This window comes from Pontibacter sp. MBLB2868 (genome assembly GCF_051904785.1).
Lineage (GTDB): Bacteria > Bacteroidota > Bacteroidia > Cytophagales > Hymenobacteraceae > Pontibacter.
In genome coordinates, this window is sequence record NZ_CP196710.1 from 1,938,813 (window position 1) to 1,964,140 (window position 25,328).

Below are 25,328 nucleotides of genomic sequence, written 5' to 3' on the forward strand. Positions count from 1 at the left end.
TGAGCTGCCTTCCCCTTTTTTATACCATACCTGTTGTTTCTGTCCTGAAGAACTAACTAGCTGCTGCTCAAACCGTATGTAGTTATACATAACACACTTTTGATATGAAACATACTTACTCAACATCGTTATGGGTTATTTTAGGGACCGTTTTAATTGCAGGCACTGTAGCATGTCTGTTCGTTTATAACAGATTTGAGGACGAGGAGTATGAAATAGATACTTTTGATGAACATAATGAGGACTACTTATAGGTAAGTGTTTCCTTTAAAAAGCATCAAGCCCCTCCCATGTTTATGAGTGGGGCTTGATGCAGATAATGTACCTGTCGTATGCTATTGAATGTGTTAACCCGGACTCAAACTGAAACAGGTTACCTAATTTAAAACATAATTTTGCTTCAGGGCTTTTGAAGTTATCTTCTTTGAAAAGTAAAGTTCCTTGAAACTAATACTTTTCCCTTGTTCTACCCTCCTGAATATTTTATCTGGGTTAATATCGGCTATCTCTTTAAAACCACAGGCCTCCATCACCTCTATAGTTGACTTAATAGTATTACCGTGAAAGTTAGCCACCCTAACGCTTTTATCTGTCACATCAAGCCCTTGGTAGAGGTTCTTATCTTGAGTGGCTATACCTACCGGGCAGCGGCCTGAGTCACATTGTAATGCCTGTATACAACCCAGCGCAAACATCATTCCGCGTGCACTGTAGCAAATATCTGCACCCAACGAAATAGCCTTGATAATGTCTACACCGGTGATGATCTTACCGGCGGCGATTATTTTTATCTCTTTGCGCAGATCATATTTTTTCAGCGTGTACTGCGCAAATGAGAGTGCATCGTAAAGAGGCATTCCTAAACTGTCAGTAAACTCCAAAGGAGCTGCACCGGTTCCTCCTTCTGCCCCATCAATTGTAATAAAGTCAGGGAAGATCTGGTTTTGCATCATCTCCTGGCACAGGCGCTCAAATTCCTGTTCATTGCCCAGGCACAGTTTTATACCAATAGGCTTACCACCTGAGAGTAAACGCAGTTTTTGTATGTACAGTAACAGCGTAAACTGATCGGTGAAAGCAGAGTGAGATGGCGGTGATGAAACGGTAGTATAGGGCTCCACCTTTCGTATGGCTGCGATCTCAGGGGTATTTTTAGCGGCAGGAAGGATACCTCCATGGCCAGGCTTTGCTCCCTGTGATAGCTTGATCTCCACCATTTTGATGTTCGGGTGTGCTACTTGTTGTTTAAACAATTCTTCTGAAAAATGGCCATCCTTATCGCGGCAGCCAAAGTAGCCTGTACCTATCTGCCATATCAGGTCTCCACCGCCATCAATATGGAACGGGCTAACGCCACCTTCTCCTGTATTATGGGCAAAGCCACCTAACCTGGCTCCTGCACTTAGAGCAGTGATGGCTGTTTTGCTAAGCGACCCATAGCTCATGGCAGAAATATTATAAACACTTGCGCTGTAAGACTGGGTACAACGACTGCTCCCTACGGTCACACGCAAGTTTTCTTCCTTCACATGAACCGGGAACATCGTATGCGCGATCCATTCATAACCTGTTTCCTGGCTATTGCTTTGCATACCGAACGGAACAGTCTGACGCTCGTTTTTAGCACGCTGGTAAACGATAGAACGCTGCCGGCGGCTAAATGGCTTGCCATCCAGATCTGATTCAAAGAAATACTGGCGGAACTCCGGGCGTATACTTTCGAAGAAGTAGCGCAGATATCCCAGTAGCGGGTAGTTGCGCAACAGCGAGTGTTTTGACTGCCGCACATTGTATAGGTATACGCCATGTACGGGTGCTAATAAGAGCAGAAACCAGAGCATATGCCTGTTGAAAATAGACAATGCCAATAGTATTAAATATGCTGCGATAAAAACATACGACAGCGTCTGCCTGACGTTAATGTTCGTTGCCATTTTATAGAAATAAATTATATGAAATCCGGACTTGAAGAGAGGCGTTTCTTTTCCAGCATTTCTCCTAACTACCAGGAAAAATACTGGACAAATCAGCTAAAGTCTTTTGGAGTGGTACTCAATAAGTGGCCTGAAATGCCTGAACAATAGTAAAATCCTGAAACAATGGAGCCTGTCACCACCATACTCAAGCAGGTATAATTATTATTGTATAGACTCATATTAAGGCGCTACAGATGCAGCTTTAGTAATTCACCGCAAAGGTATATGATAAATTCTGATATTAGCCACAAAGTGTGAAACTGATTTTTTCAGATACATAAATACTATACCAGCCATCTATACCTGCAGAAACTCATTAAACCATGGATATAGGGTATCAAAACAGTTTTGACGCCTGATCAAGTATTCCCCTGTTACTCTTGCATCCATCCTCCGGAACTTACAATTCAAAAGGGCAACCTTCAGCATCAAAAAGCGTTTCTAACGCAAACCCTAGCTTTAACCTGAAATCCATATGAAAAGTATTACAGCAATCTCATCTATGTTTATACTTGGAACCACTTTTGGACTGCTCATCAACAAGTGGTTAGTGCCTCAAAACATTGATTTTGACCTGACAGGGGAAGACTATCATCTATACCTCTAGATAAATATCCAAAAGAAAGGGCAGCTCTTACCGGAGCTGCCCTTTCTTTTGGATTGATATACTTAATGTACGTCTGCCGGCACGGTTGCATTCTTTTTGAATCGTTGTGTAAATACAAGCGGAATAGCACAAAGCATCACTAGCCCCGATATCCAGTAGGCATCGAGGTAAGTTAACAGGTACGTCTGCTTCAGCACCATTCCTTCAATTGCCTTGTATGCCGCTTTCTGAGCATCTAAAAAAGTATAGCCTTTTGATACAAAACCGTTAATGAGCCCCTGCAAACGTTGCACAAAAGCAGGGTTGTACTCATTCACGTTAACTATCAGGTTGCTACGATGCACCCCCTGCCTGATGTGGATGAGGGTTGTAAGAGCTGCAATACCGAAAGAGCCTCCTAACTGGCGCATCATGTTATTCAGTCCTGTGCCTTGCCCTATTTCCCTTCCACGTAAATCCTGAATGGCAAGTGTGGTTAGCGGTACAAATAAAAGCGCCATACCTGCGCCACGAACAATCAGCGGCCAGAAAAATTGCTCTGTGCCGGAAGCCAGTGACGAATTGCCCAGCATCTGTGAGAAAACGAAAAACAAGATCATACCTGTGGCAGCAAGTATCTGCGCAGGGAAACCGCTTTTAAGTATCCGTCCCACAAATGGCATCATGGCAATGGTGACCAGACCACCGGGCAGCAGGATCATGCCTGTTTGCTGTGCTGAGAAACCCAGCAGGTTCTGGCAAAATACCGGAAACACGAACATCGAGCCATACAAACCAAAGCCGAGCACAAAGGATGTGAACATACCAATGGAAAAGCTGCGATGTCGCATGATCTTGAAATTAACTACCGGATGATCGATTTTTAATTCACGCCATATAAACAATATCGTACCTATAACAGAAACTGCTACCAATACCGTAATATAGGTCGCTTCAAACCAGTCTTCTGACTCACCTTTTTCTAATACAATCTGCAAGCTTCCTACTGCAAGCGCCAGTAGTGCAATTCCCCACCAATCCACGGCTTTACCCTGCTGCTCCCGTGGGGTAGATTTAACAAAGGTATAGGTGGCAAAGGTGGCAAGAATCCCTACCGGAATGTTCACATAAAATATCCATGGCCAGGAGTAATGATCAGTAATATAGCCCCCTATTGTTGGACCAACGGTTGGACCAACAACTGCACCCAACCCGAACAACGCCGTGGCAATACCTACTTCAGCAGGTGGCCAAGTTTCCAGAAGTATAGCCTGCGAGGTTGAGATAAGTCCGCCACCTGCCAGGCCTTGTAAAATACGGAATGCGATCAGTTCTTCGAGGGTAGTTGCATTGCCGCAAAGGAACGACGCAATGGTAAAGATGATGATAGACGCCAGGTAGTAGTTCTTGCGTCCGAACATACTACCCAGCCAACCCGACATGGGAAGAACAATTACGTTAGCTACGGCATAACCTGTTGTGATCCAGGCAATGTCCTCCAGCGTGGCCCCCAGGTTACCTTGAATCTGAGGTATGGATACGTTCACGATAGTGGTATCTATCAGCTCGAGCAAAGAAGCCACTATAACCGTGATCGTAATGATCCATTTTCTTGCACCTGTTTCAGCCATAACGAATTAACCTTCCTGTGTCAGTACAGAAACTTTTACACTCATGCCAGGACGCAGTCGCTGCTTGAGGTCTTTCGGAGCAAAAATCTTGATCTTGACAGGTACCCGCTGCACTACTTTCACGAAATTACCGGATGCGTTATCTGGCGGCAGTAATGAGAATTTTGCACCTGTTGCCGGGGAGAAATTATAGATTTCACCCTTTATAGGAGCATCCGGGAAAGCGTCTACTACCACGTTTACATGCTGCCCTTCCCGAAGGTGCTCCAGCTGTGTTTCTTTAAAATTCGCGGTAACATACAGGCTGCTGTCATTCACGATAGAAAACAGGGTCTGCCCTGGCTGGATCAGCTGCCCCACCTGCACATTCTTTTTAGAGGCAATGCCGCTAACCGGTGCTTTAATTGTGGCATAGGATAGCTGCAGATTGGCAAAATCAACATCTGCCTGTCGCTGATCTACACCAGTGTTGGAAACAACCAATTGCGACTTTGTGGTCTGTATTTGTTTAAGGGCTGCCTGGTAATTATCCTGGGCCGCTTGGTAAGAGGCTCTGGCTGCATCGCGCTGAGCTTTTGCCTGCTCAAACTGCTGCTGTGTTACCGATCCGTCCTTTACAAGGTTCTCATATCGTTTAAAATCCTGCTCTGCCTGCCAAAGCTTAACTTTAGCAGCTTCTGCATTTGCTTTAGCCGTTGATGAGTTGGCGATAGTAGTATTAATTTGAGCCTGCGCCACCGATGTTCCAGCGGTTGCACCCTGCTGGGCAGCCTGTGCCTGCTCCAGTTTTATCCTGTAGTCACGGTCATCGAGCTGCACCAATACCTCCCCTTCTGACACGTGCTCATTCTCTTCAAACTTGATAGATTCCACATAGCCCCCCACCCGTGCTACTACTGGACTGATGTCTGCATCAATCTGGGCATCATCAGTATCCTCGTGCTTACTTAGATACATGTATTCTTTTATCCCGAAAAAAGCGCCCACTAACAATATAACTCCAAGTATAAGGGGGACTACTTTCTTAGATTTTTTCTTTTCGGTTTGCATAATGCTTAAATGCTATTCTTTGGTTAAGTTTCCTGTTGATTTCAATAATTTCTGGTAAGCAATACCTGCGTCAGCTTTGGCTAACTCCAGGTTTACCATTGCCTGGAACAACTGCGTTTCAGCATCTATCCTATCAGTTGCTGTGGCTATCTGGTTCTGGTACTGTGATTCCAGCATGCGGTCGTTTTCAGTTGCCTGATGGATAGCGGTTTCAAGGATCTGCACCCGTTGCAATGCCCGCTGGTAATTCTGATAACTTTCATTAACCTCACTTTTAACCTGGTCAACTGTCAGGTTCTTGTTTAACTCTACCTGCGCCTTTTGTATCTTAGCCTCACTTTCCTTATTCTTGCTAAGCCACAACTGATCAATATTCCAGGCCACGGTAGCACCTGCAGTAAGCGGAGCCACAAATCCGTTTTTAGTTGGCAGTATAGTGCCGCTCGGGTTAATCATGTAAGCATCGGCTCCTACCAAAACTGTAGGCAATTTTTCAGCCCTTACAGACTTAATATTATTTTCAGCCACCATACTCTTCAGACCCAATGCACGAATTTCAGGTCTGTTAACCAGGGCTGAATCTACATAGGTTGTTAAAGGGGCAAGATGCTCTGCCAGTACAGGCTGCTCCTGAACCTCCAGGTCAGTGCCTTGAGGCAGGCCCAGCAGCAGGTCCAGGTTGTATACCACTATCTTCCTGTTGGTCTCCAGGTCAACGCCTGCCAGTTCAACATCGCTTCGTTGTAACTGAAAGCGAAGCACATCATTCTTGGTAACTATTCCCTGGTCAAAATAACGCTGAGCTTTTTTTATCTGGCGGTCTACATCTTCCAGGTTTTGCGCTACCACCCTCTTGCTCTGCTGCAGTTTGTAGAGGTTAAAATAAGCGCTGGTAATGGTATAAGCGATCTCTTCTTTATCTCTTTCGGTATCTAACTGGGCTATGTGTGCCAGCATATTTGTTGATTCCTGGGCGTAGCGCATCCTGTTTCCGCTGAAAATAACCTCCTTCAATGCTACAGTACCAATAAAGGCATCCGCGTGACGGGGCAGGTGAAAGGCTTGCCCTTCATCAGAAATTTGAAAAGTTGTGGTTGGTATTTCAGCGTGGTTATAAGTATAGCTGGCACTGGCAGTTGGCAAAGACTTGTCTTTAACCTGGTTATAACGGGCAATAGCCTCGGAAACCTTTGACTGCGAAAGCTTTAAGCTCACACTATTTTTAAGTCCTAAATCTATTGCCTCCTGTAAAGAGAGCGAGACAGGTTGTTGTGCCGCTGCAGCACCAGATATAGCTAACATGAGGGCCAGCATCACAGCATTTTTTAACCATAGAAAGGTACGCTCAGGCACCAGTTGCAACCTGTAATTACTTATTTTCAGATTCATTCTTTAGTAAATATGCTTTTAGGTAATCTAATAAATACTGTTTGATCCGGGGCCTTATTTCATGCTGCACTACTTCCGGATCCAGGAAGTCCTTGTCTAACATTTTAGAGGCTACCTGGCTGGAATTTACCATGTAATACATAGTGCCAAGTATACTGGCAATCGTCATCTCAACATCCACCGGATTAAAGCTGCCGTTCTGGATGCCTTCCTCAATCACCTCTTTGAAAACATGAACGTTCCGCATGATACTATCCGAAATGAACTCACCTAGTTCGCTACGTTGGGCCAGTGAAAGTTCTCGGTTAATCAGGCGGTAAAAGCAGTTATTGCTTAACACCCTGTTCAGGTAAACATCAATGACCATGGATATTTTTTTCCAGGATACTATGTCCTGGTCCCGCACTTCTTCCAGTTCTTTGCGCAAACCGGCAATTCTACGTTCCAGTACTGCTTTCAGGAGTCCATCTTTAGACCCGAAGTAGTAGCTAATCATCGCCATGTTCACGCAGGCCTCATTAGCCAGCAAACGCGTAGAGGCACCCTCGTAACCATACTCTGAAAACACCTTTTCAGCGATATTGAGAATATGCTCCTTCTTATCTTCTTTTCTCTTTTCCATTTTGAAACTGCAAATTTAATCAATCGATTAATTAATATACAAACCAAATTTTAAATTAATTTCTTAATCACTCCTGTACAGACTAAAAAATCTAACCTGAATGAAGCGAAACAATTTATAAGCAATGCTTTATTTGAAATTATAAGGAGCTATACATCAAGTCATTTAAGCAGCAGATAAACTCCCTGAATCCTAGGATTTGGTACTGCTAGGGCATGTATGTGCACAGCAACTTTATATTCCGCTTAAAAAGCATAATTTTGTAACAAAGCCGTTTCTTACCGGTATACTTTATTTTTAATGGCACCTTATGGTGCAAAACCCCTAACTATGAACTTGAAAGAGAAAATCAGTTACATTATTGGCCGCGACATGGCGACAAACCTGAAAAAGCAAGGCATCGAAGTGGAGGCAGCTCCTTTCATGACTGGTTTGCAGGAAGTTTTGGAGGGTAAGCCTTCCACGCTTTCCCAGGAAGAAGTACAGCAGGCTATGATGGCTCTTCAGCAGGAAATGACGCAGAAGCAAGGTGCGGTTGGCAATGTTAACAAGCAGGCAGGAGAAGAATTCCTGGCTGAAAACAAAAATAAGCCTGGGGTGAACACGCTTCCAAGCGGATTACAATACGAAGTGATCGAAGAAGGTAACGGCAAATCACCATCGGCAACTGATACGGTAACCGTACATTATAAGGGCACATTAATTGACGGTACTACTTTTGACTCGTCTTACGAACGTGGAGAGCCAGCTACTTTCCCTGTGAATGGTGTTATCGCGGGCTGGACAGAGGCTCTGCAGATGATGAAGGAAGGTGCAAAGTGGAGACTTTATATCCCTTCTAATTTAGCTTACGGCGCTCAGGGAGCTGGTGATGTAATAGGTCCAAACTCTGCGTTGCTGTTTGATGTTGAGCTGTTATCCGTAAAATAACACTTATATCTCCAGACATTATATCAATTTATAAAAACAAAAAGTCCCCGGAACTACATTCCGGGGACTTTTTGTTTTTGGTTATTTAACTTAATATGAATTATTGCTAAGCACTCAACACGTCTTTATTTTCCAACCATCTCCGCCCCTCTTCTTCATAAAGGAAGTGATTTAATATGAGCAGGTTATCTTCCTGTATTAGTTCATCTCCATTCATATTATCAACTAATTCATGATAGGAGTATACCGGTAAAAGTACTGCGACGAAAATATCGCATCTTAAAACTTGTAAGGCCCTTGAAAACACGTTCTTAAAGACCCAGCTTTGATCTGCTCCACGTATCTTCTCTCGTTTCCGAAGGTCAATAATCCATTTTTTGGGGGCGAACTTTTCAATTAAAACATTGATAGCTAAGTATCCCTCTCTAATTTCCTCGGAACTTACTACTCCTTCCCACCTGATTGCCAATGTTTCGGTTCCTGGTTCATATACTGCAAGTAATTTATCCCCTCTATATACTTCATGGGATAAACAACTGGTAGATGGGTAGGCACCTGACAAAGTATCATTCTGTCTTACCATATAACTTTAAATATGCGTACTCGAAAAAATGAATCTATTTTGAAGCCGTTCCAAAAGTGTCTGCAGAACGGCGAAGTGCTTTCATAGCGTGATGACAAAGTTGAAGAATAAATTGATTCTAAACAAGAATGATTTAAATATTAACAACTTTTAATTTATATATCTAATATTCTCAGCCTTTATTCTCTCACTTGTAAACGTAACTATATATAAACGTAACTATATATATTTTATTTTAAACATTACAAGGTCTATATATTGTAATTTTGAAATATCTAAACAAAACATGCCCGTAACCGTTCAAAACCAATATCACTTTCACAAAAAATAACTTGTATGGGAAACAGCCAAAATGAAGGCAAGAAATTCTTAGACAGTGTACATCAGTATTTTGATCATGCAGCTAAGTTTTCTCGACTCGATCAAGGTATACTGGCGCAGATCAAAGCTTGTAACAGTGTTTACAAAGTATCATTTCCGGTTGAAGTAGATGGAAAAATCGAGGTAATCGAAGGTATCAGGGTGCAGCACAGCCACCACAAACTGCCTTCAAAGGGTGGTATCCGGTATAGTATGCAGGTAGATGAGGATGAAGTAAAGGCGCTTGCCACCTTAATGACATTCAAATGTGCTGTTGTTGATGTACCATTTGGGGGAGCTAAGGGAGGTGTTAAGATCAACCCAAGAACCAGTTCTGTAAAAATGCTGGAGAAAGTTACCCGCCGCTATGCTGCCGAACTTATTAAAAAGAACCTGATAGGTCCTGGGATTGATGTACCAGCCCCGGATTATGGCACAGGTAGCCGTGAAATGGCCTGGATAGCAGATACCTACCAAGCCTTTAACTATGGTGAAATAAGCGCGCTAGGCTGTGTGACAGGTAAGCCAGTAGGCCAGGGAGGTATAAGAGGCCGCGCAGAAGCAACAGGACTAGGCATATACTTTGGAATCCGGGAAGCCTTGCTTGATACGGACCTGTTAAAGGGTTTAGGTATAGAAGGTACTACTTTGGAAGGCAAAAAGATCATTGTGCAGGGCCTGGGAAATGTAGGCTATCATGCTGCCTTCTTTTGCCAGAAAGACGGCGCTATTATTACTGGCATTGCAGAACGTGAAGGCGGAATCTACAATGAAAATGGAATAGATATACAGGAGGCCTTCAGACACAGAAGCGAAACTGGCTCCATCCTGGACTTTAAAGACTGCAAGAATATCGTTAACTCAACTGACATGTTAGAGTATGAGTGTGATATTCTGATACCAGCTGCTCTTGAAAACCAGATTAATGAAAAGAATGCTGCCAGTGTAAAAGCTAAGATCATTGCAGAAGGTGCTAACGGCCCTGTAACCAGGGAGGCGGACGACATCCTGATCAAAAAGAAGGTTGTGATTTTACCGGACCTATACCTGAATGCGGGTGGTGTTACGGTGTCTTATTTCGAGTGGTTAAAAAACTTGTCGCATGTTAGGTTCGGCCGCATGGGCAAGCGTGCAGAAGAGGCGAGCTATCGCAGGCTTGTTAACGCGATAGAATCATCTACAGGCAAAACAATGACTGCTTCGGAAAGAGCAATGTTGACTCAGGGTTCAGATGAGATCGGTTTGGTTCGCTCTGGCCTGGAAGATACCATGATCAATGCCTACCACGAGATACGTGATGTAATGATTGACAAAAAATTACCAGACCTGCGCACTGCTGCCTTTTTAACGGCTATCGAGAAGATCGGTGTGAGTTACGAATCCTTAGGAATATTTCCGTAAACAAAGCAGGTTTCCTATCAATACAAAGACCAGGTGCACAGTTGGAAAGACTTCACCTGGTCTTTTTTATGCACGCTGTGAAAGCCTATTTTAAACCGAAACAAAACTGACCTCAATTTAAAGTACTTCCTCCCAGCATTTTAGCGTATACCATGCTAAAGGCCTAAGTTATAAACCATCTAAACATGAAAAGTTTTCAACTCCTGCTAGCTGCAGCTATCCTGGGTGTAAGCATGGTTATATGTATGTTTCTTTTTGTGCATTCGCGTGCCCAAGCGAATCAGACCATAAACGTAACCGGTTCCGCAAAGCGTGAGATCATTTCTGACCTAGGTATATTACGCGGTAATTTACAGGCATCTGGCGCAACCGCTGAAATTGCCTATAACAATTTACTTAATCAGCGTCCTGGGGTGCTTGAATACCTGAAAAAGCAGGGATTTGATACAAAGAATATAGAACAGGCCACCATCTCTTTAAACCCTGTATATGAATTGAACCAACAGGGCTACCCAACTAACATTCCGTTGGAGTACAGAGCTTTCCAGATGATAGAAGTAAAATCGTCGGATGTAGAGAAGATAAAAGCAATATCTGTCGACATCTCCTCGCTTGTGAACCAGGGTATAAATTTTTCTGTAAACCCTCCGGAGTATTATTATACAGAACTTGCTGACCTTAAAATAGAGATTCAGGCCGATGCAGCAAAAGATGCCCTGGAGCGGGCACAGAAAATCGCAGAGGCCACAGGAAGTGAGCTCGGATCCATAACAAGCGCACGCATGGGAGTGTTACAGATCACACCGGTCAACTCGAACATGGTTTCTGATTATGGGATAAACGATGTATCTTCTATCAATAAAGAGATTACAGCCGTAGTGAATGCCTCCTTTCTGTTAGACTGATAACAGTTAAAAGCTATTAGAACAAAGGGCGGTGAAGCTACTGCTCCACCGCCCTTTGTTCTAATAATTGTATAATATACCTATTTAAGTATTGCTAATGGCAAGCCATTTTTTCAGGATCTTTTGCTGTAGTTCAGTTGGGTTCTGAATACGCTCAAAACGATAGCGTACACTTGTATCAGGTAGCATTGGAACTTCGAGTTTTATTAATTTACCGTCGCGCGCAACCAATACCTCAACTTTTTCACCCGGCGTACGGTCATTTACGAAACGGCTGATATCATCACCGACACGGTAGCCGTCTACAGCAATTATTTCATCGTTCACATTTATTCCACCTTCATAAGCGCTGCTGCCACGGTCAAGCGATCGTACTGTTAATTTACCGTCAGCCATAGCCGTAGAAGCGCCCCATTTACTTTTTGTGCTCCCCTGATTAGTATTGATCAATTTAAGGCCGGCAGCATCAAAATAGTTATTGTAGTCAGGGGTTTCGGTACCGTTTACATAATTCTGGAAGAAAGCATCCATATTACGACCAGATACCTTCTCGATTCCGGCCTTAAATTCTTTCTCAGTAAAGCCTCTTTTCAGCTCTTTGTAGTAACGGTTGTACATATAGCGCATCACATCATCCAATGATTTTTCGCCTTTTGTAGCCTCCATGATCTCCATGTTTAGCAACTGGCCCAGTACACCGCCTTTAGTATAATAAGAAACCTCTGCATTGTTAGAGTTCTCATTACGTCTGTAATATTTGATCCAGGCATCGAAGCTTGACTCGGCTACAGCCTGCACTTTATTACCTGGCGTGTTCTCAACAGAATTTATGCTTCCGGCTACTACGTCAAGGTAACGATCCGGTGTTGTGAATCCTGCGCGGCGTACAATCAGATCATCGTAAAAACTTGTGATACCTTCAGATACCCATAAAAGGTCTGTGTAATTTTCTGTGTTATAATCAAAAGGACCCAGAGGTAGCGGGCGCAGTCGTTTTACGTTCCATAGGTGAAAGTACTCATGCGCTACCAGGCTAAGGAAGCCATTATATCCTGCCTCCGTTCCGTAATTCCAGCGAGATGTTTGCAGGGTAGTTGAGTTCAAATGCTCCAGACCGCCGCCGCCGCGGTTAAGATTATGTACGATAAACACGTAACGGTCAACAGGTAATTCACCAATAACAGCAATAGCTTCCTCAGTAACTTTAGCCATATCCGCCATAAGCTTCTCAGGCTCATAGTTGCCTTCACCATACATGGCAACTTCATGTGTTACTCCACCTGCTGTAAACTTATACACCTGGTGTGTGCCAATTTCCAATGGAGAGTCCGCAAGAATATCGTAGTTCGGGAAAGTATAAGTATACTCCCCTGTACTTTTCATACCTGTAGAAACTTTGTCCCAGCCTTTGTAGGGCTTAACAACCAGGGTTCCATTCAGATCCTGATAACCTTCAGGGTACATAAAAACGCTTGTACCGTTCACATACCCATGCGATGCATCAAGAAAACTTGTTCTAACGCTCAGTTCATAGGCATATACTTTATAGCTTGCCCGAACAACACTTGCTTTGTTAGAATAAACACGCCAGGTATTTTTATCGATTTTTTCCGAACGGAGTATGTTCCCTGCCTTGTCTGTGGCTTTGAACCCCTCAATATTTTTAGCGAATTCACGTACCAGGTAAGAACCAGGTGCCCAGACAGGAAGCGTAAAATCAATATAGTTCTTCTTAGCCCCTGACAGTTCCGCATCCACCTCGAAATAGTGTGTATGAGGCTCAGGCATGGACAAAGTATATTTCAGATCTGCGGCAAGAGCAGCGGAGAAATTACCTATAACAAGAAAGGCTATAAGAAGTATGGAAAAATTAAATCTTTGTCGTTTAAACATATTTATAGTTTAGAATAAGTGTAAAAGCTTTGGCATTTTACAACAAAAACCGTGCTTTTCAAAATTCTAAACGCTGGTAGGGGTACCAGAACAGCTTCAGTCAGCCTTATTTTCGAAGTGGTTTTCTAACCAATCAGAAGCTTCTTCAACCTGGCAAAAGGTATTGATAACAATAAATGAATTGTAGCTCTTTAATCCGTATTGCCCCGCCTCTTCCAACAGTGTCTGATAGTTAAATTCAGACAGCACAAAAGCAATATAGTTAGCGGTGCCCAAGCCAATCATCAACTTCGGAAACAGGGAAGTTTGCAACCACATCTCTTCTTGCTCATTTAAGGAGACATTAGCTGTGAAATCGAAGAGCCATTTCTTTACGTGATGTTTTTCAGCATACAGAAGTGCATGCTCCATACTCTGCCTGAATTCATCAAATCGAGGATTTGCATTCCTTTTCAGGTACAGGCACTCCTTCTCTGCATCATAGTTAACCAAAAGAGAATTTGTACTATACAACATCATCTTGATCCTCAACTCAATTTGAACGCAAAAATATAAATTAACTTACTTACAAATGTAAATTAACAATCAAATCGTTTCATTGTAGGATTTTATCGGGTAAACCCCTGATTTTGACAGGTGAACGTTCTAAATCATCATGCGAATTATTATTAGTCATATAATGTTAAGTTATTCAATAGACTAGATCCATTTGTCGTCAGATAATTACCTGTAAAACCAGTTTTGGCATGGTATTTACACTATACATGATCATAAGAACATATTATAAGCTATGAAAAAGAACATTATAATAATGACACTTCCCCTCCTCCTGTTATTTGTTTTGGTATGGGCTGATGCAGTTCCTACAATGAAACCAAAGGATTCGGAAGTATACACGACAGCTTCTCCAGATGCACCTGAAGCTTATACTTCATCAATTCGAAGCAAAGCACCACGGAAGCATGTACAGATAGATGAAAAAGGGATCAGTCAACAACTTGTTTCCTATGCGACCTCATTTATAGGAAGCCCGTATGTTTACGCCGGAATGAATCCGGAGGGCTTTGATTGTTCTGGATTCATAACATATGTTTACCAAAATTTTGACCTGGATCTTCCTCATTCCTCTGTAATGCAGGCAGAAGAAGGGGAAAGGGTAAGCAAACAGGAAGCAAGAGCCGGTGACCTGGTAATTTTCACCGGAACAAATCCTCAGATTCGTGAACCGGGCCATGTGGGAATTGTCATCTCATCTCCAGGCGATACAATCGAATTCGTTCATTCTTCTTCTAACGGAGGGGTAAAGATCAGCAAGGTTGAGGGTACACGCTATGATATCCGATTCCTGCAAATAAGACGGGTACTTTAAGAGCAAAATATCAGCACGAAAAAAGGGACAAGTATAACACTTGTCCCTTTTTTCGTACATAAAGCCAAAAGAGCCACTTTTGTAGCTCCAAACTAAAGCTAACAAAATGATACATCCTTACATCATTAATACGCTCAACGGGCTAATCCTACTAATTGTCGGACTAATAGTATACTTTACAAACCCTGCAAAGCCTCCCACTGATCTAATAGCACCCTTTTTAGGCATCCTGCTTTTAGCTGCGACTTATCATTTACGCAAACACAACAGATTTGTCACGCACTCGGTAACGGCACTCACCTTGCTGGCAGGCTTTATAGAAATCACACGCTTAAATACGGAAACATTCGACTGGAACAGTCAGGATCTTCTTCAGCTTCTGATGGGGATCAGCTGCTTTATCGCATCTGCCTTTTATGTAGGTACTTTTGTGCGGGAAAGGCGCCTGCGAAATAACTCCATCTACAAAGATGATCTTTAAAAAAGAAACACCTGATGTAGCCCGTCAAGATACATCAGGTGTTTCAGGAATCCCTCAATTTCAGAGTAAGCGGCGGACTGTGTTTCAGTCTCACCATCCTATAAAGAATCAGAGGTAATGTCGCTATCTGCGTAAGCAGTAGCTATACTGCTTACTAAGCCTGCTCACCTTTTGAGTGAACATTATTACCTAGGCTTACTAAGACGACCGATGGATTAGACATAGCACCTCCTTTCTCTTTAATTCGACATAGACTCCGAGCAGCCAATACCTGACCTTTAGCCCAAAGCTGTAGCACTCGCTACCGTACTTTAAAGTTAAAATAACGCTGAAAAGTTCACAAAGTTTATTGACTTTTTTTCTGCTCCGATCAATCATTTTATAACCTGCTTTAAGCCAGCTGCTTGCAATTCAGACTATTTTTGTGAGATGCTATCCTTTCTTATTTTAATAATTATCCAAGGGTATATTTTTACTGATAATTTGTGTTTAGGCCATTCAAATTTTTAAAGTCCCAAACATTTTGAAATTGGTTTGAATTATTTTTTATATATTACGTTGCATAATACAACTAACCTTTGATATAATGAAAAAGCACTTCCTAACACTTGCCCTGCTCATGTTATTTGCCACTTGCGCATGGGCACAAAAGCTGTCACCGCTCGGCGTTTGGACAAATGAAGACGGTAAAGCAAAGTTTGAAATCTACAAGTGCGGCAACAAGCTGTGCGGAAAGATTGTCTCGCTTCGCGAACCTAACCGAAATGGAAAGCCTAAAATGGATGATAATAATCCGAACAAAGCTGCACGCTCACGTCCTTTGCTGGGATTAGAGTTCTTGAAAGGTTTTGAGTATGACGGAGATAATAAATGGGACGATGGCACAATATATGACCCGGAAAGTGGCAAAACTTACTCCTGCTATATGAAAATGCTAGGGAAAGACAAAATGGAAGTGAAAGGCTATATCGGTATCTCGTTGATCGGACGTGCCCAAACCTGGACCAGGGTGGAAGGAACGGCTTCTACGAACTAAATAGAGCCCTAAACTTAAGTATAAAAAAATAGAGGCTGGCATTTCTGCCAGCCTCTATTTTTTCAACCCTTTACCGTCTGTTAAACTCTTTATCCTGCAAAAAGTTTTCTATATACTATTTTAAAATACCTGCACGATCTTGTATTCCTGATCACGGAATGTAAAGCTATCGCCGGATGATTTACCAGCCATCGCCTTGAAAATAGGGGACATACTTGAAATAGCAAAAAAGGACTCGCCATCAACCTTGAGTTCTCCCAGGCTCACTCCTATAAAATAGTTCTGCAGTTCTGTGTGCACCACTGCACCAAAAGATACCTCCGAATTAATTTTGGTAGCATTTATCCTACGTAACAATGCCATGGTGCTAATCAACTCATCCAGCTGCCGGGCATACATATCGCGTTGTATCTGACAATTCTCCCTGAAAGACTCAAACTTATCTTCCATAGCACCTTGATGTTCATTGGCGCTGTTCTGAGCCTCATCCATTGCTGCTTTCGCCGCTTTGATCTGTTCATTAAGAACCTGAATGCTCCCCTGGAGCAAGCGTTTCTTTGTTTCGAGTTCTTGTGTTAGCATTTCCATAGGAGTAACAAATCTTTCTTTTGATGGATATCAATTCTATCTGGTAATTTCAGGGATCAAAGCCTTCATACTATAGCTATCGAAGAATTTGATTCCTTTGCATTTTTAAACCCAGCCACTTGTTTTTTCTTAAGTCCTGGTCTACCTCAAAACTATTTAAATTAAATGATGTTTAAGAGTAAATTATTGAATGTCATTTAACGGTTTTTTTTATCGATTGTTGGGTCTCGGAGAAGGATTGCCAACCTGTAAAGCGCTGAAGCGTTCAGCTACGCATCAGGCTGCATTTACCGCTTGGGTAAAGGCGCAGGTATACCTGAACTGGACAGGCCCATTTTTTAAGGCTTATCATTATCAGAAAGCACACTTTCCGAGCAAATATAGAGTACAGCTTATTACTGATGAGCATCGGAAAGGCGCAACATTTTTTTATGATCCTTCCATAGGAGCCGAAAATTTTCAGTTTTTATTTGATCTATTGAAAGAACGTGTACTGCAATTGGGGTATAGCCTACGCAGCTCAGATGAACAGCAAGTACGCCATAAACGCTACACCGAAGCAGTAGAACGATATTTTATGCTCCCTCCTGCCTCTGATGTTCCCGGCAGCGATCTGTGTAATCAGCTGTATGGTAATATAATTATCGAATTAATTAAAGTAAATAAACATCCGGGATACATCCGGTTTACGGCAAATTCGTATGCTGATGTATATTTTAGTGAACCCTTGCCTTTTTTGGAGCTACTCGAGAAAGTGTTGCAACCAGATGAACAATCAGGCAAGTAACAGTTCAGGAAAAAAGCCAGCAATTGCTTTTTAAATATTTTAATATTGTTCAGCCTTTTTTTTACCTCGTTCCTTTATTTATATTTATATTACATTCTGATCATACACCATTAGTTTTCTGCTCATGAAGCTACGTGTACTACTGTTGCTTATCACCCTGCTGCTGTGCACCCAATCCTTTGCGACCCACATTGTAGGTGGTGAATTCGAAATGAGGCACATAGTTAACTACAACTATAAGCTCACGCTCAACTTATACTTCGACGATGTAAACGGTAGTCCTGGCGCACTAGACCAACTGGTTGTTGTTAATTTCTTCGAGAAAGGATCTAATAAACTGGTAATGTCGCAGCAAATGCTTTTACAGAGCAGAACCCCTGTCAAGTATACTAATATAGATTGTACCAGTGCCAGCCTGCAAACCAGTAAAATAGTTTATTCTGAGAATATTTTCCTTGATCCTAACCGTTTTAGCAGCCCTCAGGGGTACTATGTTACTTGGGAAAGATGCTGCCGTAACCGCACGATAAACAACATTGCCAGACCTGAGGAAGCAGCCCAAACGTTCTATATGGAGTTTCCGCCGGTTGTTAAAAATGGGGTGCCTTTTGTCAACTCCTCTCCTATTCTTTTCCCGCCCCTCAGTGATTATGCCTGCGTAAATGAGCTTTTCTATTTTGAGTTTAACGGCACAGACCCTGACGGTGACTCCATTGTGTATGATATGGTAACGCCATTAAATGGATTCACTTCGGCCAACATGCCTTACTATGGAATTCCTGGTTTTGAGAACATAGCGCCGAAGCCTGCTCCCTATCCAACAATTACCTGGCTTCCGACTTATGGGCCGACCAATCAGGTGCAGGGGAACCCACCTATCAACATTGACAAAAACTCAGGTCAATTAACGATGAGGCCGAGCAGCAAAGGGTTATACGTGTTTGGGGTAAGGGCACAGGAGTTTAGAAAAGGTGTGAAAATTGGTGAAGTACGTCGCGACTTCCAGGTGCTGGTGCTCGACTGCCCTCGTAACGAGACTCCTGTTGTAGCTGTCCGGGAACAGGGCAAGAAAACCTTTTACAACAAAGGAGATGTTTTAAAGATCAGTCCTACCGGCAGCCGCTGCCTAGACGTTTTTTTCTCTGACCCTGACAGGACTGAGTTTGTGGCCCTGCGCACACGTCCTGTTAATTTTTCGAGCACAGACTTTACGTTACAGGGCGTAACGAGTGGCATGATCAACCAGGGTACGACTACCGATTCTCTTAAGGCAACACTTTGTTTTAACGAGTGCTTCGATACGCAAGGGAAGGTGTACCAGCTTGATCTTATTGTAAAAGACGATGGTTGCAGCCTTCCACGACAGGATACGGTTAGACTTAGCTTTATGATTGAGCCGATACCCGATGCCCCGCCAACAGTTGATCTTTCTACTAAACAGCGCGTTTTTAACGTAAAAAATGGAGATGTATTAACTTTTGATGCGCTTGGCTTTGACACTGATAACGATGACGTGACCATTACTGCAGAAGGGCAAAATTTCTCGCTGGGATCTCAAAATATAACTTTTAAGACCAAAACTGCTCCAGGCCAGGTTTCATCTCCCTTTAGTTGGAACATAGACTGTAAGGCACTGCAACAGGACTCCTACAAGATAGACTTTGTTGTTAGCACCATTGTCTGCAATAAGACTGTTCGCCGGACGGAAACAATTGAAGTAAGGCCCGATAATGTTAACAACATCCCCGTCATTTCAACGGATAAACAGGCAAGGGTATTTAATTTAGTTGTAGGTGAGCCTTTCGAAGCAAAGATATTCGGCAATGATATTGATCTGAATAACCTATCACTGCAAGCCGTAGGGAACGGATTTAATCTGAACGACCTGGGCATGAACTTCACAAGTAGTGGAGGGCCAGGAACGGCTGAGGGCACATTCAAATGGACAGCTACGTGCGGCACCGCGCAAGGAAGTGTAGTGCGGGTAACATTTAACCTGAAAGAAACAGCCTGTAACCCATCACCAGACCAGAAAATTGAATTTGAATTCAGGATAACAGCACCGAATAGCCCTCCCACCCTTACTACCGATAAGCCTGTTCTAACTTTTGATATGGAGTTAAATGAGCCATTCGAGGCAAACCTTTTTGGCGATGATTTAGATCTAAATCAGTTGAATTTGACAGCTGCTGGTGATGGATTTTCTCTGGAAGAAGTAGGCATGTCCTTTACAAGCCAGGGAGGTGCAGGTACGGCAAACGGCAAGCTTTTATGGGTCGCCAACTGCCTGGGTGCCGAAAAGGGTGTGCTCCGTGTTACTTTCAGCCTAAATGAGCAAGCTTGCTCTCCATCACCGGACAAGCAAATAACCATGGAATTTCGGGTAAAGGTGTCCGTTTTAGGAGATTTTATCCCGGCAAACATTTTCACACCAAATGGAGATGGTTTGAATGATTACTTTGAGATACCAGGCTTACCGGAAGATTTTTGTACCGCTAAATTTGACAACATCCGGATCTTTAACCGCTGGGGTAAAGAAGTGTACGTAAGCCAGCGTAACAATTTCAAATGGAATGGAGAAGGAGTTAACGATGGAGTATATTTCTACGTGATCGATTATGGCACCACCACCTATAAAGGTTCGGTTACATTAGTTCGCTAATAAGTTCAGGCAAACTTATGATTTAAGCCATAAACAGGAAAACCAGGTACAAACCCAGCCATAAGAAATCCATAAAATTCCAGTAACTGCGCAGCATTGACAACTGGAGGTGCCGGTAAGGATCCCTGATAAATATTAAACTGCGAACACCATCAGCGGCTACATGAGCAGTTTTAAAGAAAAGGAACGACAGAAAGATAAGGCCTCCTAATAAATGCAGTATATGAAGGGCGGAAATGAGGTAAAGATATGTGCCTGAGGCTTTACCTGTAAAGTAAACACCTGCTTTGGTCATCTCATTCCAACCAATCAGCTGCGCCCCAACAAACAATACACCCAGCCCAAGAGTAGCACCCAGGTAGCGGGTCATCTTTTTTAGTTTATCGCGACGGTAAATGCCCGGCACTTTACTGATGGCATAACTACTAAATAAAAGCAGCAAAGTGCTTACACTAAAAAACTTTGGAAGTTCAAAGCTTTCATTCTGAAATCCTCCTGTTCTTGCAAACGCAACAACAAGTATAAAAAATAGAATTCCGATACCGATCATACTCAGGTACAACAACATCCTGATCGGGTGCATACGCTCTATCTTCCCAAAGGCTGAGAGCTGTTTCGAATCTACTCTATTTTTTTTGTCAGAATCCATTTGCTGTCTCCGTCTGTTGCGTCAGCATTAAGAGGTGTAAAATGATACAAAAGGCCTATGAGGCCTATATATACTTTATACCGTTCAGAGGTGCGTATAGTTTTGAATTTAGATCAATTTAATTTGCTAAAAGCAGTGCAGAATTGCACAGAATTCAATACTCCTTATAAACAGAGAAGTGTATGCCCGGGCTCCGGCAGATAAGGTCAGAATACTTCTACCTTTATATAGCAAAATCCGTTAGAAGTATATACTTAAACGAGTTTAGAATGCGAGTACCCATACTTCGAAATTACTTCCTGATGCTCCCTTTGCTCCTGTTGCTCTATGCCCCGGCAAATGCACAGACAAATGCGGCCTATACCAGCGACAACAGGGTCTTTATAACGTTTGACGGCATAACCAAACCCTATACTTTTACATCGGACCAACTACTGGTCAGGTATAACAAGAATACTCAGAAGATTGAATGTATTCTTGATCTTGCCACTTTATATCCTGCTCACGACACTATCCCTCCTACGATGGCCTACGATGTGTTTTTCGGAGCAAAGTATCCTGACCTGCTATTCTACATAGATGCACCGGTAGAGAAATTAAATGCCAGCAACCTATATTCTGAAACCCTGGAGAAGAAAACGACCGTCAACATACAAGGGGTTGCTAACCAGACAACCATACCTGTTGCTTTTTTACCAGAAAGAGACTCGTTTATATTTAGTACCAGCTTCGACCTGATGCTGGATAATTTTGAGGCAAGTATACCTATCAAGTACTTCCCGGTTTTAACAGGGCGTGTGGTAATAACGATCAATAACGCTCGCTGGACAATGATGGGACTCAGGTAAATACTCGGAGAAGTTCTTGCCAAAGAAGAAATTTAAACAAGTATAGCATCAGTTAACCTTGAGCCTGACACCCTTTATGCAACGGCTATTTACATACCTGCTCACTTTGCTCTTGCTTTACTGCAACACCCATGCCGCTGCACAAAAAGTGGCAGTCGTTTTAAGTGGTGGCGGGGCAAAAGGAATTGCTCATATTGGCGTCTTGAAAGCGCTGGAGGATAACAATATCCCGATAGATTATATCATTGGCACATCTATGGGCGGTGTAGTTGGTGGCTTATATGCGGCTGGCTATTCTCCCTCAGAAATAGAGTACCTGTTCAATACCGATGAATTCCAGGATTGGGCACGGGGACGCATGGAAGAAAAGTACACCTATAATTTCGCAGAACCAGATCCTACCCCCTCCTTACTTAACCTGAACCTTTCACTGGACTCTACCCTGCAAATGCATCTGAATTCTAACCTGGTGAACGGTGCATCGCTCAACTTTGCCTATGCTCAGCTCTTGGCCCAGCCTGCCGCCAAAGCTAAGTATGATTTTGATAAGCTCATGATACCTTTCCGTAGCCTTGCTTCCGATATTTATACCCAGCAGCAGGTCATACTTAAAAATGGACAATTATCCGATGCGGTCCGTGCAACAATGACAGTGCCTCTCGTTTTCCGTCCGATACGCATAAACAGGAGATTGCTTTATGATGGGGGGCTCTACAACAACTTCCCTGTAAATGTAGCCAAGAGTGAATTTAAGCCAGATATCATCATAGGTGTAAATGTTTCCTCTAAGATATATAACGAATACCCTTATGGGCACGACGATTTTGACCTCCCGCAAACCCTCCTTTACGCCATGATGTCTAACAGCGACTCATCTGCCATGGGGCCGCATGATATTTATGTACAACCAGAGATCGGCAACTCTACCTCACTTGATTTTAACGATGTCAAACATCTGTATGAAGCTGGATATAAGGCCGTGGAAGGGAAAATAGATGAGATCAGGAAGCAAATAGACCGGCAGGTAACACCTGAGCAAATAGCAGCCAAAAGGGAACAATTCCGTAGCGATTTCACAAGTTTGTCTTTCAAAGACATCACCATAACTGGTTTAACAGAATACCAAAGTACTTATGTCCGAAAGTTTTTCCAGAAAGAGGGAGATGAGTATACCGTGCAGGAAATAAAGAGAGGCTATTTCAGACTGGCTGCTGCTGCCAACTTCAGGAATCTTTATCCAACAATAGTGTATAATCCTGTTAAACGGAGCTATAACTTTATTATTGATCTGAAGCACGAAGAAGCATTGAAGGTTTCTGTCGGAGGTGTGCTTGCCTCCAGACCAATAGATAATATTTACGCGGGTTTTGAATACGGCCTGCTAAGGCGTAAGCTGTATACTTTTGGAGCCAATTTTAATACCGGACGATTTTACCAGGCAGTTCGTGCCCGCATTCGGATGGATGTGCCCGCCCGTTTCCCATTTTATATTGAACCTTCATTTACGTACAACAACTGGAGTTACCTGTCAACGAAAGGGTTTCTGCTGGATCGTGATAAGTTACCTTTTATTGAGCAATCTGACAGAAACTATGAGGTGAGCATGGGTTTAACAAACACCTACAAAGGCAAGCTGGTGCTATCCGGTAGCTTTATACAAACTATTGACAGGTATAGTAACCGGCTTGATATATTAAGTTCAGATACACTGGATAGAACTAATTTTAATGCAATTAAGCCAGCAGTAGTTTTCAAAAGAGGACATCTGAACCGTAAACAATATGCATCGGCAGGCCGGCTGATAACAGCCTCACTTAGCTATTTTAATGGCAGAGAAACATTGCACCCCGGGTCAACCAGCACCTTTAACCAAGTAAGCAGAACAGAGCATGAGTGGTTCAGGCTGAAAGCAACATTTGAAAATTATGTCGGAACAGGTAAGCACAGACTCGGCTACCTGGTAGAAGGAGTGGCTTCGAACCAACCATTTTTTCAGAACTTCCGGTCTTCGTTAACAGCAGCCTCTGCTTTTACTCCCCTGCCCGACAGCAAGACCTTGTTTCTTGACAACTTCAGGAGCCATCAATACCTGGCAGCCGGAATCAAATACATTTATTTACAGGGCCAAAGGATGGAGGCCCGGGCAGAAACCTACGTATTCCAACCTTATAGACCCATACTTCAGGATGAGGAACAGCAGCCCTACTATGGTAAAGCTTTAGGAGGTACTGCTTTTATTGGTAGCGCCAGTCTTGTTTACCATAGCTTACTCGGGCCAGTAGCAGTTAGCCTGAATTATTATGATGATCAGGCAAAACAATGGGGCTTACTTTTCCATATTGGCTATCTTATTTACCAGGGCCGAGCCTTGGACTAATTAAACACTGGTGCACTCATTTTAGTGTTTTTAGCTTAATGTTAAGCTGATACTATGCAGTTTTTTATTAAAGCACAGAGCCCATAGTAGTTAAATCACTACTTTATTAATCAAACACATAAATCTGACATTGTGGCACTTAAAATCATTACACACAGCTTTATTAAGTTTGATAGCTTCATAAATTAGCAGTTTACCCCATCACGATAGAAAATGTGTAAACAATGTATAAACACTACACATTTCCACGTAAACAGCACCTCTGCTATCGGTTTGCTTACACGCAACATCTATTCTGATGCACATTCTTAACAATGATTGGTTCAAACACTTCTACTTCTTAAAAGTGTTACTGCCTGCTCAGCAAAAGCAACACGCATATTTATATAACACTTTAAATACCATTGCCTTACACCATATTTTTACATTTTTAGTTTAAGTATAAGTGCTCAGTTATCAACTGCGCAAAGCAGCAGATTTTTGTACTCAGCAACACGTTAAACAGGAATATTTATTTTACACAAGCTGCCTTACATTCACAAGAAATAATATACTTTTACCTAACAACAGTCTGATCCAATGAAAGAAACACTATTTACTCTCCTGGTTGCCGCATCTTTAGTTGCCTGTAACCAAACTGAAACGGCTACGGAAAGTACAGCGACACAAGTAAGTTCTTCCGCAACAGCTAAAGCAAATACATACGGGGCAAGTTTTGAGGAAGAGAACGTTCTGAGTGTTACAGCGCTACAGGAGTTAGTAAAAGGGCAAGATTCTTTACAGGCAGTGGTTACGGCAGAGATCAAAGAAAGCTGCCAGGCAAAAGGATGTTGGATGGATGTAAAACTTGCCGATGATACCAGCATGAAAGTCACATTCCGGGACTATGGTTTCTTTCTGCCGGTAGAGGATTTAAAGGGCCGTGAAGTAGTGTTTGCAGGTACTGCCAAGCGGGAGATAATATCAGTAGAAGACCAACGTCATTATGCAAAAGATGCTGGAAAAACCGAAGCTGAGATAAACCTGATAACTGCTCCCAAAGAAGAGCTTCGGTTTGTAGCCGATGGCGTCATTCTGAAATAGCCTTAATTTTTAATAGCAGGCTCCCCCAAAGGGAGCCTGCTATTTTATTATAAGCTAGTATAAGATTCTTTGGCTTTCCTAAACGGTCAGTTAACAAGCAACAGTTATTTTATAAATCTCTT

23 protein-coding genes are annotated in these 25,328 nt (G+C 42.7%); 13 read left to right on the forward strand and 10 right to left on the reverse strand.

Going from position 1 to position 25,328, the window contains the following annotated elements:
* Positions 1–377: 377 nt before the first annotated feature.
* The gene (locus tag ACSX1A_RS08330; RefSeq protein WP_439883166.1) at positions 378–1,934 is read right to left on the reverse strand and encodes an FMN-binding glutamate synthase family protein; all 1,557 of its coding nucleotides are present in this window, start codon (positions 1,932–1,934) and stop codon (positions 378–380) included.
* An 18-nt stretch (positions 1,935–1,952) separates the two neighbouring features.
* Between ACSX1A_RS08330 and ACSX1A_RS08335 the strand changes: the two genes are divergently transcribed.
* Positions 1,953–2,084 carry a hypothetical protein gene (locus ACSX1A_RS08335; RefSeq protein ID WP_439883167.1) on the forward strand — a complete coding sequence of 44 codons (132 nt, stop codon included), beginning with the start codon at positions 1,953–1,955 and terminating at the stop codon, positions 2,082–2,084.
* A gap of 367 nt (positions 2,085–2,451) precedes the next feature.
* Positions 2,452–2,583, forward strand: coding sequence for a hypothetical protein (locus tag ACSX1A_RS08340; protein WP_439883168.1), 132 nt, complete (start codon positions 2,452–2,454; stop codon positions 2,581–2,583).
* Positions 2,584–2,645: 62 nt separating this feature from the next.
* On the opposite strand, the gene ACSX1A_RS08345 is transcribed toward ACSX1A_RS08340, so the two are convergent.
* The 4 genes from ACSX1A_RS08345 to ACSX1A_RS08360 are packed head-to-tail and all read right to left on the reverse strand — an operon-like array spanning position 2,646 to position 7,254.
* Entirely contained in the window at positions 2,646–4,193 is a 1,548-nt protein-coding gene (locus tag ACSX1A_RS08345) for a DHA2 family efflux MFS transporter permease subunit (RefSeq protein WP_439883169.1), read from the reverse strand.
* Between the two features lie 6 nt (positions 4,194–4,199).
* Positions 4,200–5,243: an HlyD family secretion protein gene (locus ACSX1A_RS08350; RefSeq protein WP_439883170.1), complete on the reverse strand. Its 1,044-nt coding sequence runs from the start codon at positions 5,241–5,243 to the stop codon at positions 4,200–4,202.
* Between the two features lie 12 nt (positions 5,244–5,255).
* Positions 5,256–6,632, reverse strand: coding sequence for a TolC family protein (locus ACSX1A_RS08355; protein ID WP_439883171.1), 1,377 nt, complete (start codon positions 6,630–6,632; stop codon positions 5,256–5,258).
* Entirely contained in the window at positions 6,613–7,254 is a 642-nt protein-coding gene (locus ACSX1A_RS08360; RefSeq protein WP_439883172.1) for a TetR/AcrR family transcriptional regulator, read from the reverse strand. The genes ACSX1A_RS08355 and ACSX1A_RS08360 overlap by 20 nt, the downstream gene beginning before the upstream one ends.
* A gap of 330 nt (positions 7,255–7,584) precedes the next feature.
* Between ACSX1A_RS08360 and ACSX1A_RS08365 the strand changes: the two genes are divergently transcribed.
* A complete protein-coding gene (locus ACSX1A_RS08365) occupies positions 7,585–8,184 on the forward strand; it encodes an FKBP-type peptidyl-prolyl cis-trans isomerase (RefSeq protein ID WP_439883173.1) in 600 nt (199 codons plus the stop codon).
* 106 nt (positions 8,185–8,290) lie between these two features.
* Here the strand turns inward: ACSX1A_RS08365 and ACSX1A_RS08370 are convergent, their stop codons facing one another.
* A complete protein-coding gene (locus ACSX1A_RS08370; RefSeq protein ID WP_439883174.1) occupies positions 8,291–8,767 on the reverse strand; it encodes a hypothetical protein in 477 nt (158 codons plus the stop codon).
* Positions 8,768–9,103: 336 nt separating this feature from the next.
* On the opposite strand from ACSX1A_RS08370, the gene ACSX1A_RS08375 reads away from it, so the two are divergent.
* Both ACSX1A_RS08375 and ACSX1A_RS08380 read left to right on the forward strand, forming a co-directional pair.
* Positions 9,104–10,528 (forward strand): Glu/Leu/Phe/Val family dehydrogenase, encoded by a 1,425-nt coding sequence (locus ACSX1A_RS08375; protein ID WP_439883175.1) that lies wholly within the window; start codon positions 9,104–9,106, stop codon positions 10,526–10,528.
* 185 nt (positions 10,529–10,713) lie between these two features.
* Positions 10,714–11,433: an SIMPL domain-containing protein gene (locus ACSX1A_RS08380; protein WP_439883176.1), complete on the forward strand. Its 720-nt coding sequence runs from the start codon at positions 10,714–10,716 to the stop codon at positions 11,431–11,433.
* An 84-nt stretch (positions 11,434–11,517) separates the two neighbouring features.
* On the opposite strand, the gene ACSX1A_RS08385 is transcribed toward ACSX1A_RS08380, so the two are convergent.
* Positions 11,518–13,326: a M61 family metallopeptidase gene (locus tag ACSX1A_RS08385; protein ID WP_439883177.1), complete on the reverse strand. Its 1,809-nt coding sequence runs from the start codon at positions 13,324–13,326 to the stop codon at positions 11,518–11,520.
* A gap of 96 nt (positions 13,327–13,422) precedes the next feature.
* A complete protein-coding gene (locus tag ACSX1A_RS08390; RefSeq protein WP_439883178.1) occupies positions 13,423–13,845 on the reverse strand; it encodes a hypothetical protein in 423 nt (140 codons plus the stop codon).
* A gap of 271 nt (positions 13,846–14,116) precedes the next feature.
* Here ACSX1A_RS08390 and ACSX1A_RS08395 point away from each other — a divergent pair, with 271 nt between their 5' ends.
* The 3 genes from ACSX1A_RS08395 (at position 14,117) to ACSX1A_RS08405 (ending at position 16,212) form a co-directional block, all read left to right on the forward strand.
* On the forward strand, positions 14,117–14,695 hold the full coding sequence (locus ACSX1A_RS08395) for a C40 family peptidase (protein WP_439883179.1): 579 nt from the start codon (positions 14,117–14,119) through the stop codon (positions 14,693–14,695).
* Positions 14,696–14,801: 106 nt separating this feature from the next.
* On the forward strand, positions 14,802–15,176 hold the full coding sequence (locus tag ACSX1A_RS08400) for a hypothetical protein (RefSeq protein WP_439883180.1): 375 nt from the start codon (positions 14,802–14,804) through the stop codon (positions 15,174–15,176).
* Positions 15,177–15,762: 586 nt separating this feature from the next.
* Positions 15,763–16,212: a DUF2147 domain-containing protein gene (locus ACSX1A_RS08405; RefSeq protein ID WP_439883181.1), complete on the forward strand. Its 450-nt coding sequence runs from the start codon at positions 15,763–15,765 to the stop codon at positions 16,210–16,212.
* A 120-nt stretch (positions 16,213–16,332) separates the two neighbouring features.
* On the opposite strand, the gene ACSX1A_RS08410 is transcribed toward ACSX1A_RS08405, so the two are convergent.
* Positions 16,333–16,800, reverse strand: a complete 468-nt coding sequence (locus ACSX1A_RS08410; RefSeq protein ID WP_439883182.1) for a hypothetical protein — start codon at positions 16,798–16,800, stop codon at positions 16,333–16,335.
* Positions 16,801–16,990: 190 nt separating this feature from the next.
* On the opposite strand from ACSX1A_RS08410, the gene ACSX1A_RS08415 reads away from it, so the two are divergent.
* Positions 16,991–17,587, forward strand: coding sequence for a hypothetical protein (locus tag ACSX1A_RS08415; protein ID WP_439883183.1), 597 nt, complete (start codon positions 16,991–16,993; stop codon positions 17,585–17,587).
* A gap of 124 nt (positions 17,588–17,711) precedes the next feature.
* Positions 17,712–20,249: a gliding motility-associated C-terminal domain-containing protein gene (locus tag ACSX1A_RS08420; protein ID WP_439883184.1), complete on the forward strand. Its 2,538-nt coding sequence runs from the start codon at positions 17,712–17,714 to the stop codon at positions 20,247–20,249.
* Between the two features lie 22 nt (positions 20,250–20,271).
* Here the strand turns inward: ACSX1A_RS08420 and ACSX1A_RS08425 are convergent, their stop codons facing one another.
* Complete coding sequence (locus ACSX1A_RS08425; protein WP_439883185.1) at positions 20,272–20,898, reverse strand: cytochrome c oxidase subunit 3; 627 nt, start codon at positions 20,896–20,898, stop codon at positions 20,272–20,274.
* Between the two features lie 269 nt (positions 20,899–21,167).
* Here ACSX1A_RS08425 and ACSX1A_RS08430 point away from each other — a divergent pair, with 269 nt between their 5' ends.
* From ACSX1A_RS08430 to ACSX1A_RS08440, 3 genes are all read left to right on the forward strand, one after another.
* On the forward strand, positions 21,168–21,746 hold the full coding sequence (locus ACSX1A_RS08430; RefSeq protein WP_439883186.1) for a hypothetical protein: 579 nt from the start codon (positions 21,168–21,170) through the stop codon (positions 21,744–21,746).
* Positions 21,747–21,822: 76 nt separating this feature from the next.
* Positions 21,823–24,123, forward strand: a complete 2,301-nt coding sequence (locus ACSX1A_RS08435) for a patatin-like phospholipase family protein (RefSeq protein WP_439883187.1) — start codon at positions 21,823–21,825, stop codon at positions 24,121–24,123.
* A 579-nt stretch (positions 24,124–24,702) separates the two neighbouring features.
* The gene (locus ACSX1A_RS08440; protein WP_439883188.1) at positions 24,703–25,206 is read left to right on the forward strand and encodes a DUF4920 domain-containing protein; all 504 of its coding nucleotides are present in this window, start codon (positions 24,703–24,705) and stop codon (positions 25,204–25,206) included.
* Positions 25,207–25,328: the final 122 nt, after the last annotated feature.

Bases quoted from the DNA above. Each gene is read 5' to 3' on its own strand.
- ACSX1A_RS08390 (WP_439883178.1), bottom strand. From the start codon at position 13,845: ATGATGTTGTATAGTACAAATTCTCTTTTGGTTAACTATGATGCAGAG.
- ACSX1A_RS08365 (WP_439883173.1), top strand. From the start codon at position 7,585: ATGAACTTGAAAGAGAAAATCAGTTACATTATTGGCCGCGACATGGCG.
- ACSX1A_RS08360 (WP_439883172.1), bottom strand. From the start codon at position 7,254: ATGGAAAAGAGAAAAGAAGATAAGAAGGAGCATATTCTCAATATCGCT.
- ACSX1A_RS08400 (WP_439883180.1), top strand. From the start codon at position 14,802: ATGATACATCCTTACATCATTAATACGCTCAACGGGCTAATCCTACTA.
- ACSX1A_RS08380 (WP_439883176.1), top strand. From the start codon at position 10,714: ATGAAAAGTTTTCAACTCCTGCTAGCTGCAGCTATCCTGGGTGTAAGC.
- ACSX1A_RS08335 (WP_439883167.1), top strand. From the start codon at position 1,953: ATGAAATCCGGACTTGAAGAGAGGCGTTTCTTTTCCAGCATTTCTCCT.
- ACSX1A_RS08420 (WP_439883184.1), top strand. From the start codon at position 17,712: ATGAAGCTACGTGTACTACTGTTGCTTATCACCCTGCTGCTGTGCACC.
- ACSX1A_RS08345 (WP_439883169.1), bottom strand. From the start codon at position 4,193: ATGGCTGAAACAGGTGCAAGAAAATGGATCATTACGATCACGGTTATA.
- ACSX1A_RS08350 (WP_439883170.1), bottom strand. From the start codon at position 5,243: ATGCAAACCGAAAAGAAAAAATCTAAGAAAGTAGTCCCCCTTATACTT.
- ACSX1A_RS08440 (WP_439883188.1), top strand. From the start codon at position 24,703: ATGAAAGAAACACTATTTACTCTCCTGGTTGCCGCATCTTTAGTTGCC.
- ACSX1A_RS08425 (WP_439883185.1), bottom strand. From the start codon at position 20,898: ATGGATTCTGACAAAAAAAATAGAGTAGATTCGAAACAGCTCTCAGCC.
- ACSX1A_RS08430 (WP_439883186.1), top strand. From the start codon at position 21,168: ATGCGAGTACCCATACTTCGAAATTACTTCCTGATGCTCCCTTTGCTC.
- ACSX1A_RS08410 (WP_439883182.1), bottom strand. From the start codon at position 16,800: ATGGAAATGCTAACACAAGAACTCGAAACAAAGAAACGCTTGCTCCAG.
- ACSX1A_RS08330 (WP_439883166.1), bottom strand. From the start codon at position 1,934: ATGGCAACGAACATTAACGTCAGGCAGACGCTGTCGTATGTTTTTATC.
- ACSX1A_RS08370 (WP_439883174.1), bottom strand. From the start codon at position 8,767: ATGGTAAGACAGAATGATACTTTGTCAGGTGCCTACCCATCTACCAGT.
- ACSX1A_RS08355 (WP_439883171.1), bottom strand. From the start codon at position 6,632: ATGAATCTGAAAATAAGTAATTACAGGTTGCAACTGGTGCCTGAGCGT.
- ACSX1A_RS08405 (WP_439883181.1), top strand. From the start codon at position 15,763: ATGAAAAAGCACTTCCTAACACTTGCCCTGCTCATGTTATTTGCCACT.
- ACSX1A_RS08395 (WP_439883179.1), top strand. From the start codon at position 14,117: ATGAAAAAGAACATTATAATAATGACACTTCCCCTCCTCCTGTTATTT.
- ACSX1A_RS08415 (WP_439883183.1), top strand. From the start codon at position 16,991: ATGTCATTTAACGGTTTTTTTTATCGATTGTTGGGTCTCGGAGAAGGA.
- ACSX1A_RS08340 (WP_439883168.1), top strand. From the start codon at position 2,452: ATGAAAAGTATTACAGCAATCTCATCTATGTTTATACTTGGAACCACT.
- ACSX1A_RS08375 (WP_439883175.1), top strand. From the start codon at position 9,104: ATGGGAAACAGCCAAAATGAAGGCAAGAAATTCTTAGACAGTGTACAT.
- ACSX1A_RS08385 (WP_439883177.1), bottom strand. From the start codon at position 13,326: ATGTTTAAACGACAAAGATTTAATTTTTCCATACTTCTTATAGCCTTT.
- ACSX1A_RS08435 (WP_439883187.1), top strand. From the start codon at position 21,823: ATGCAACGGCTATTTACATACCTGCTCACTTTGCTCTTGCTTTACTGC.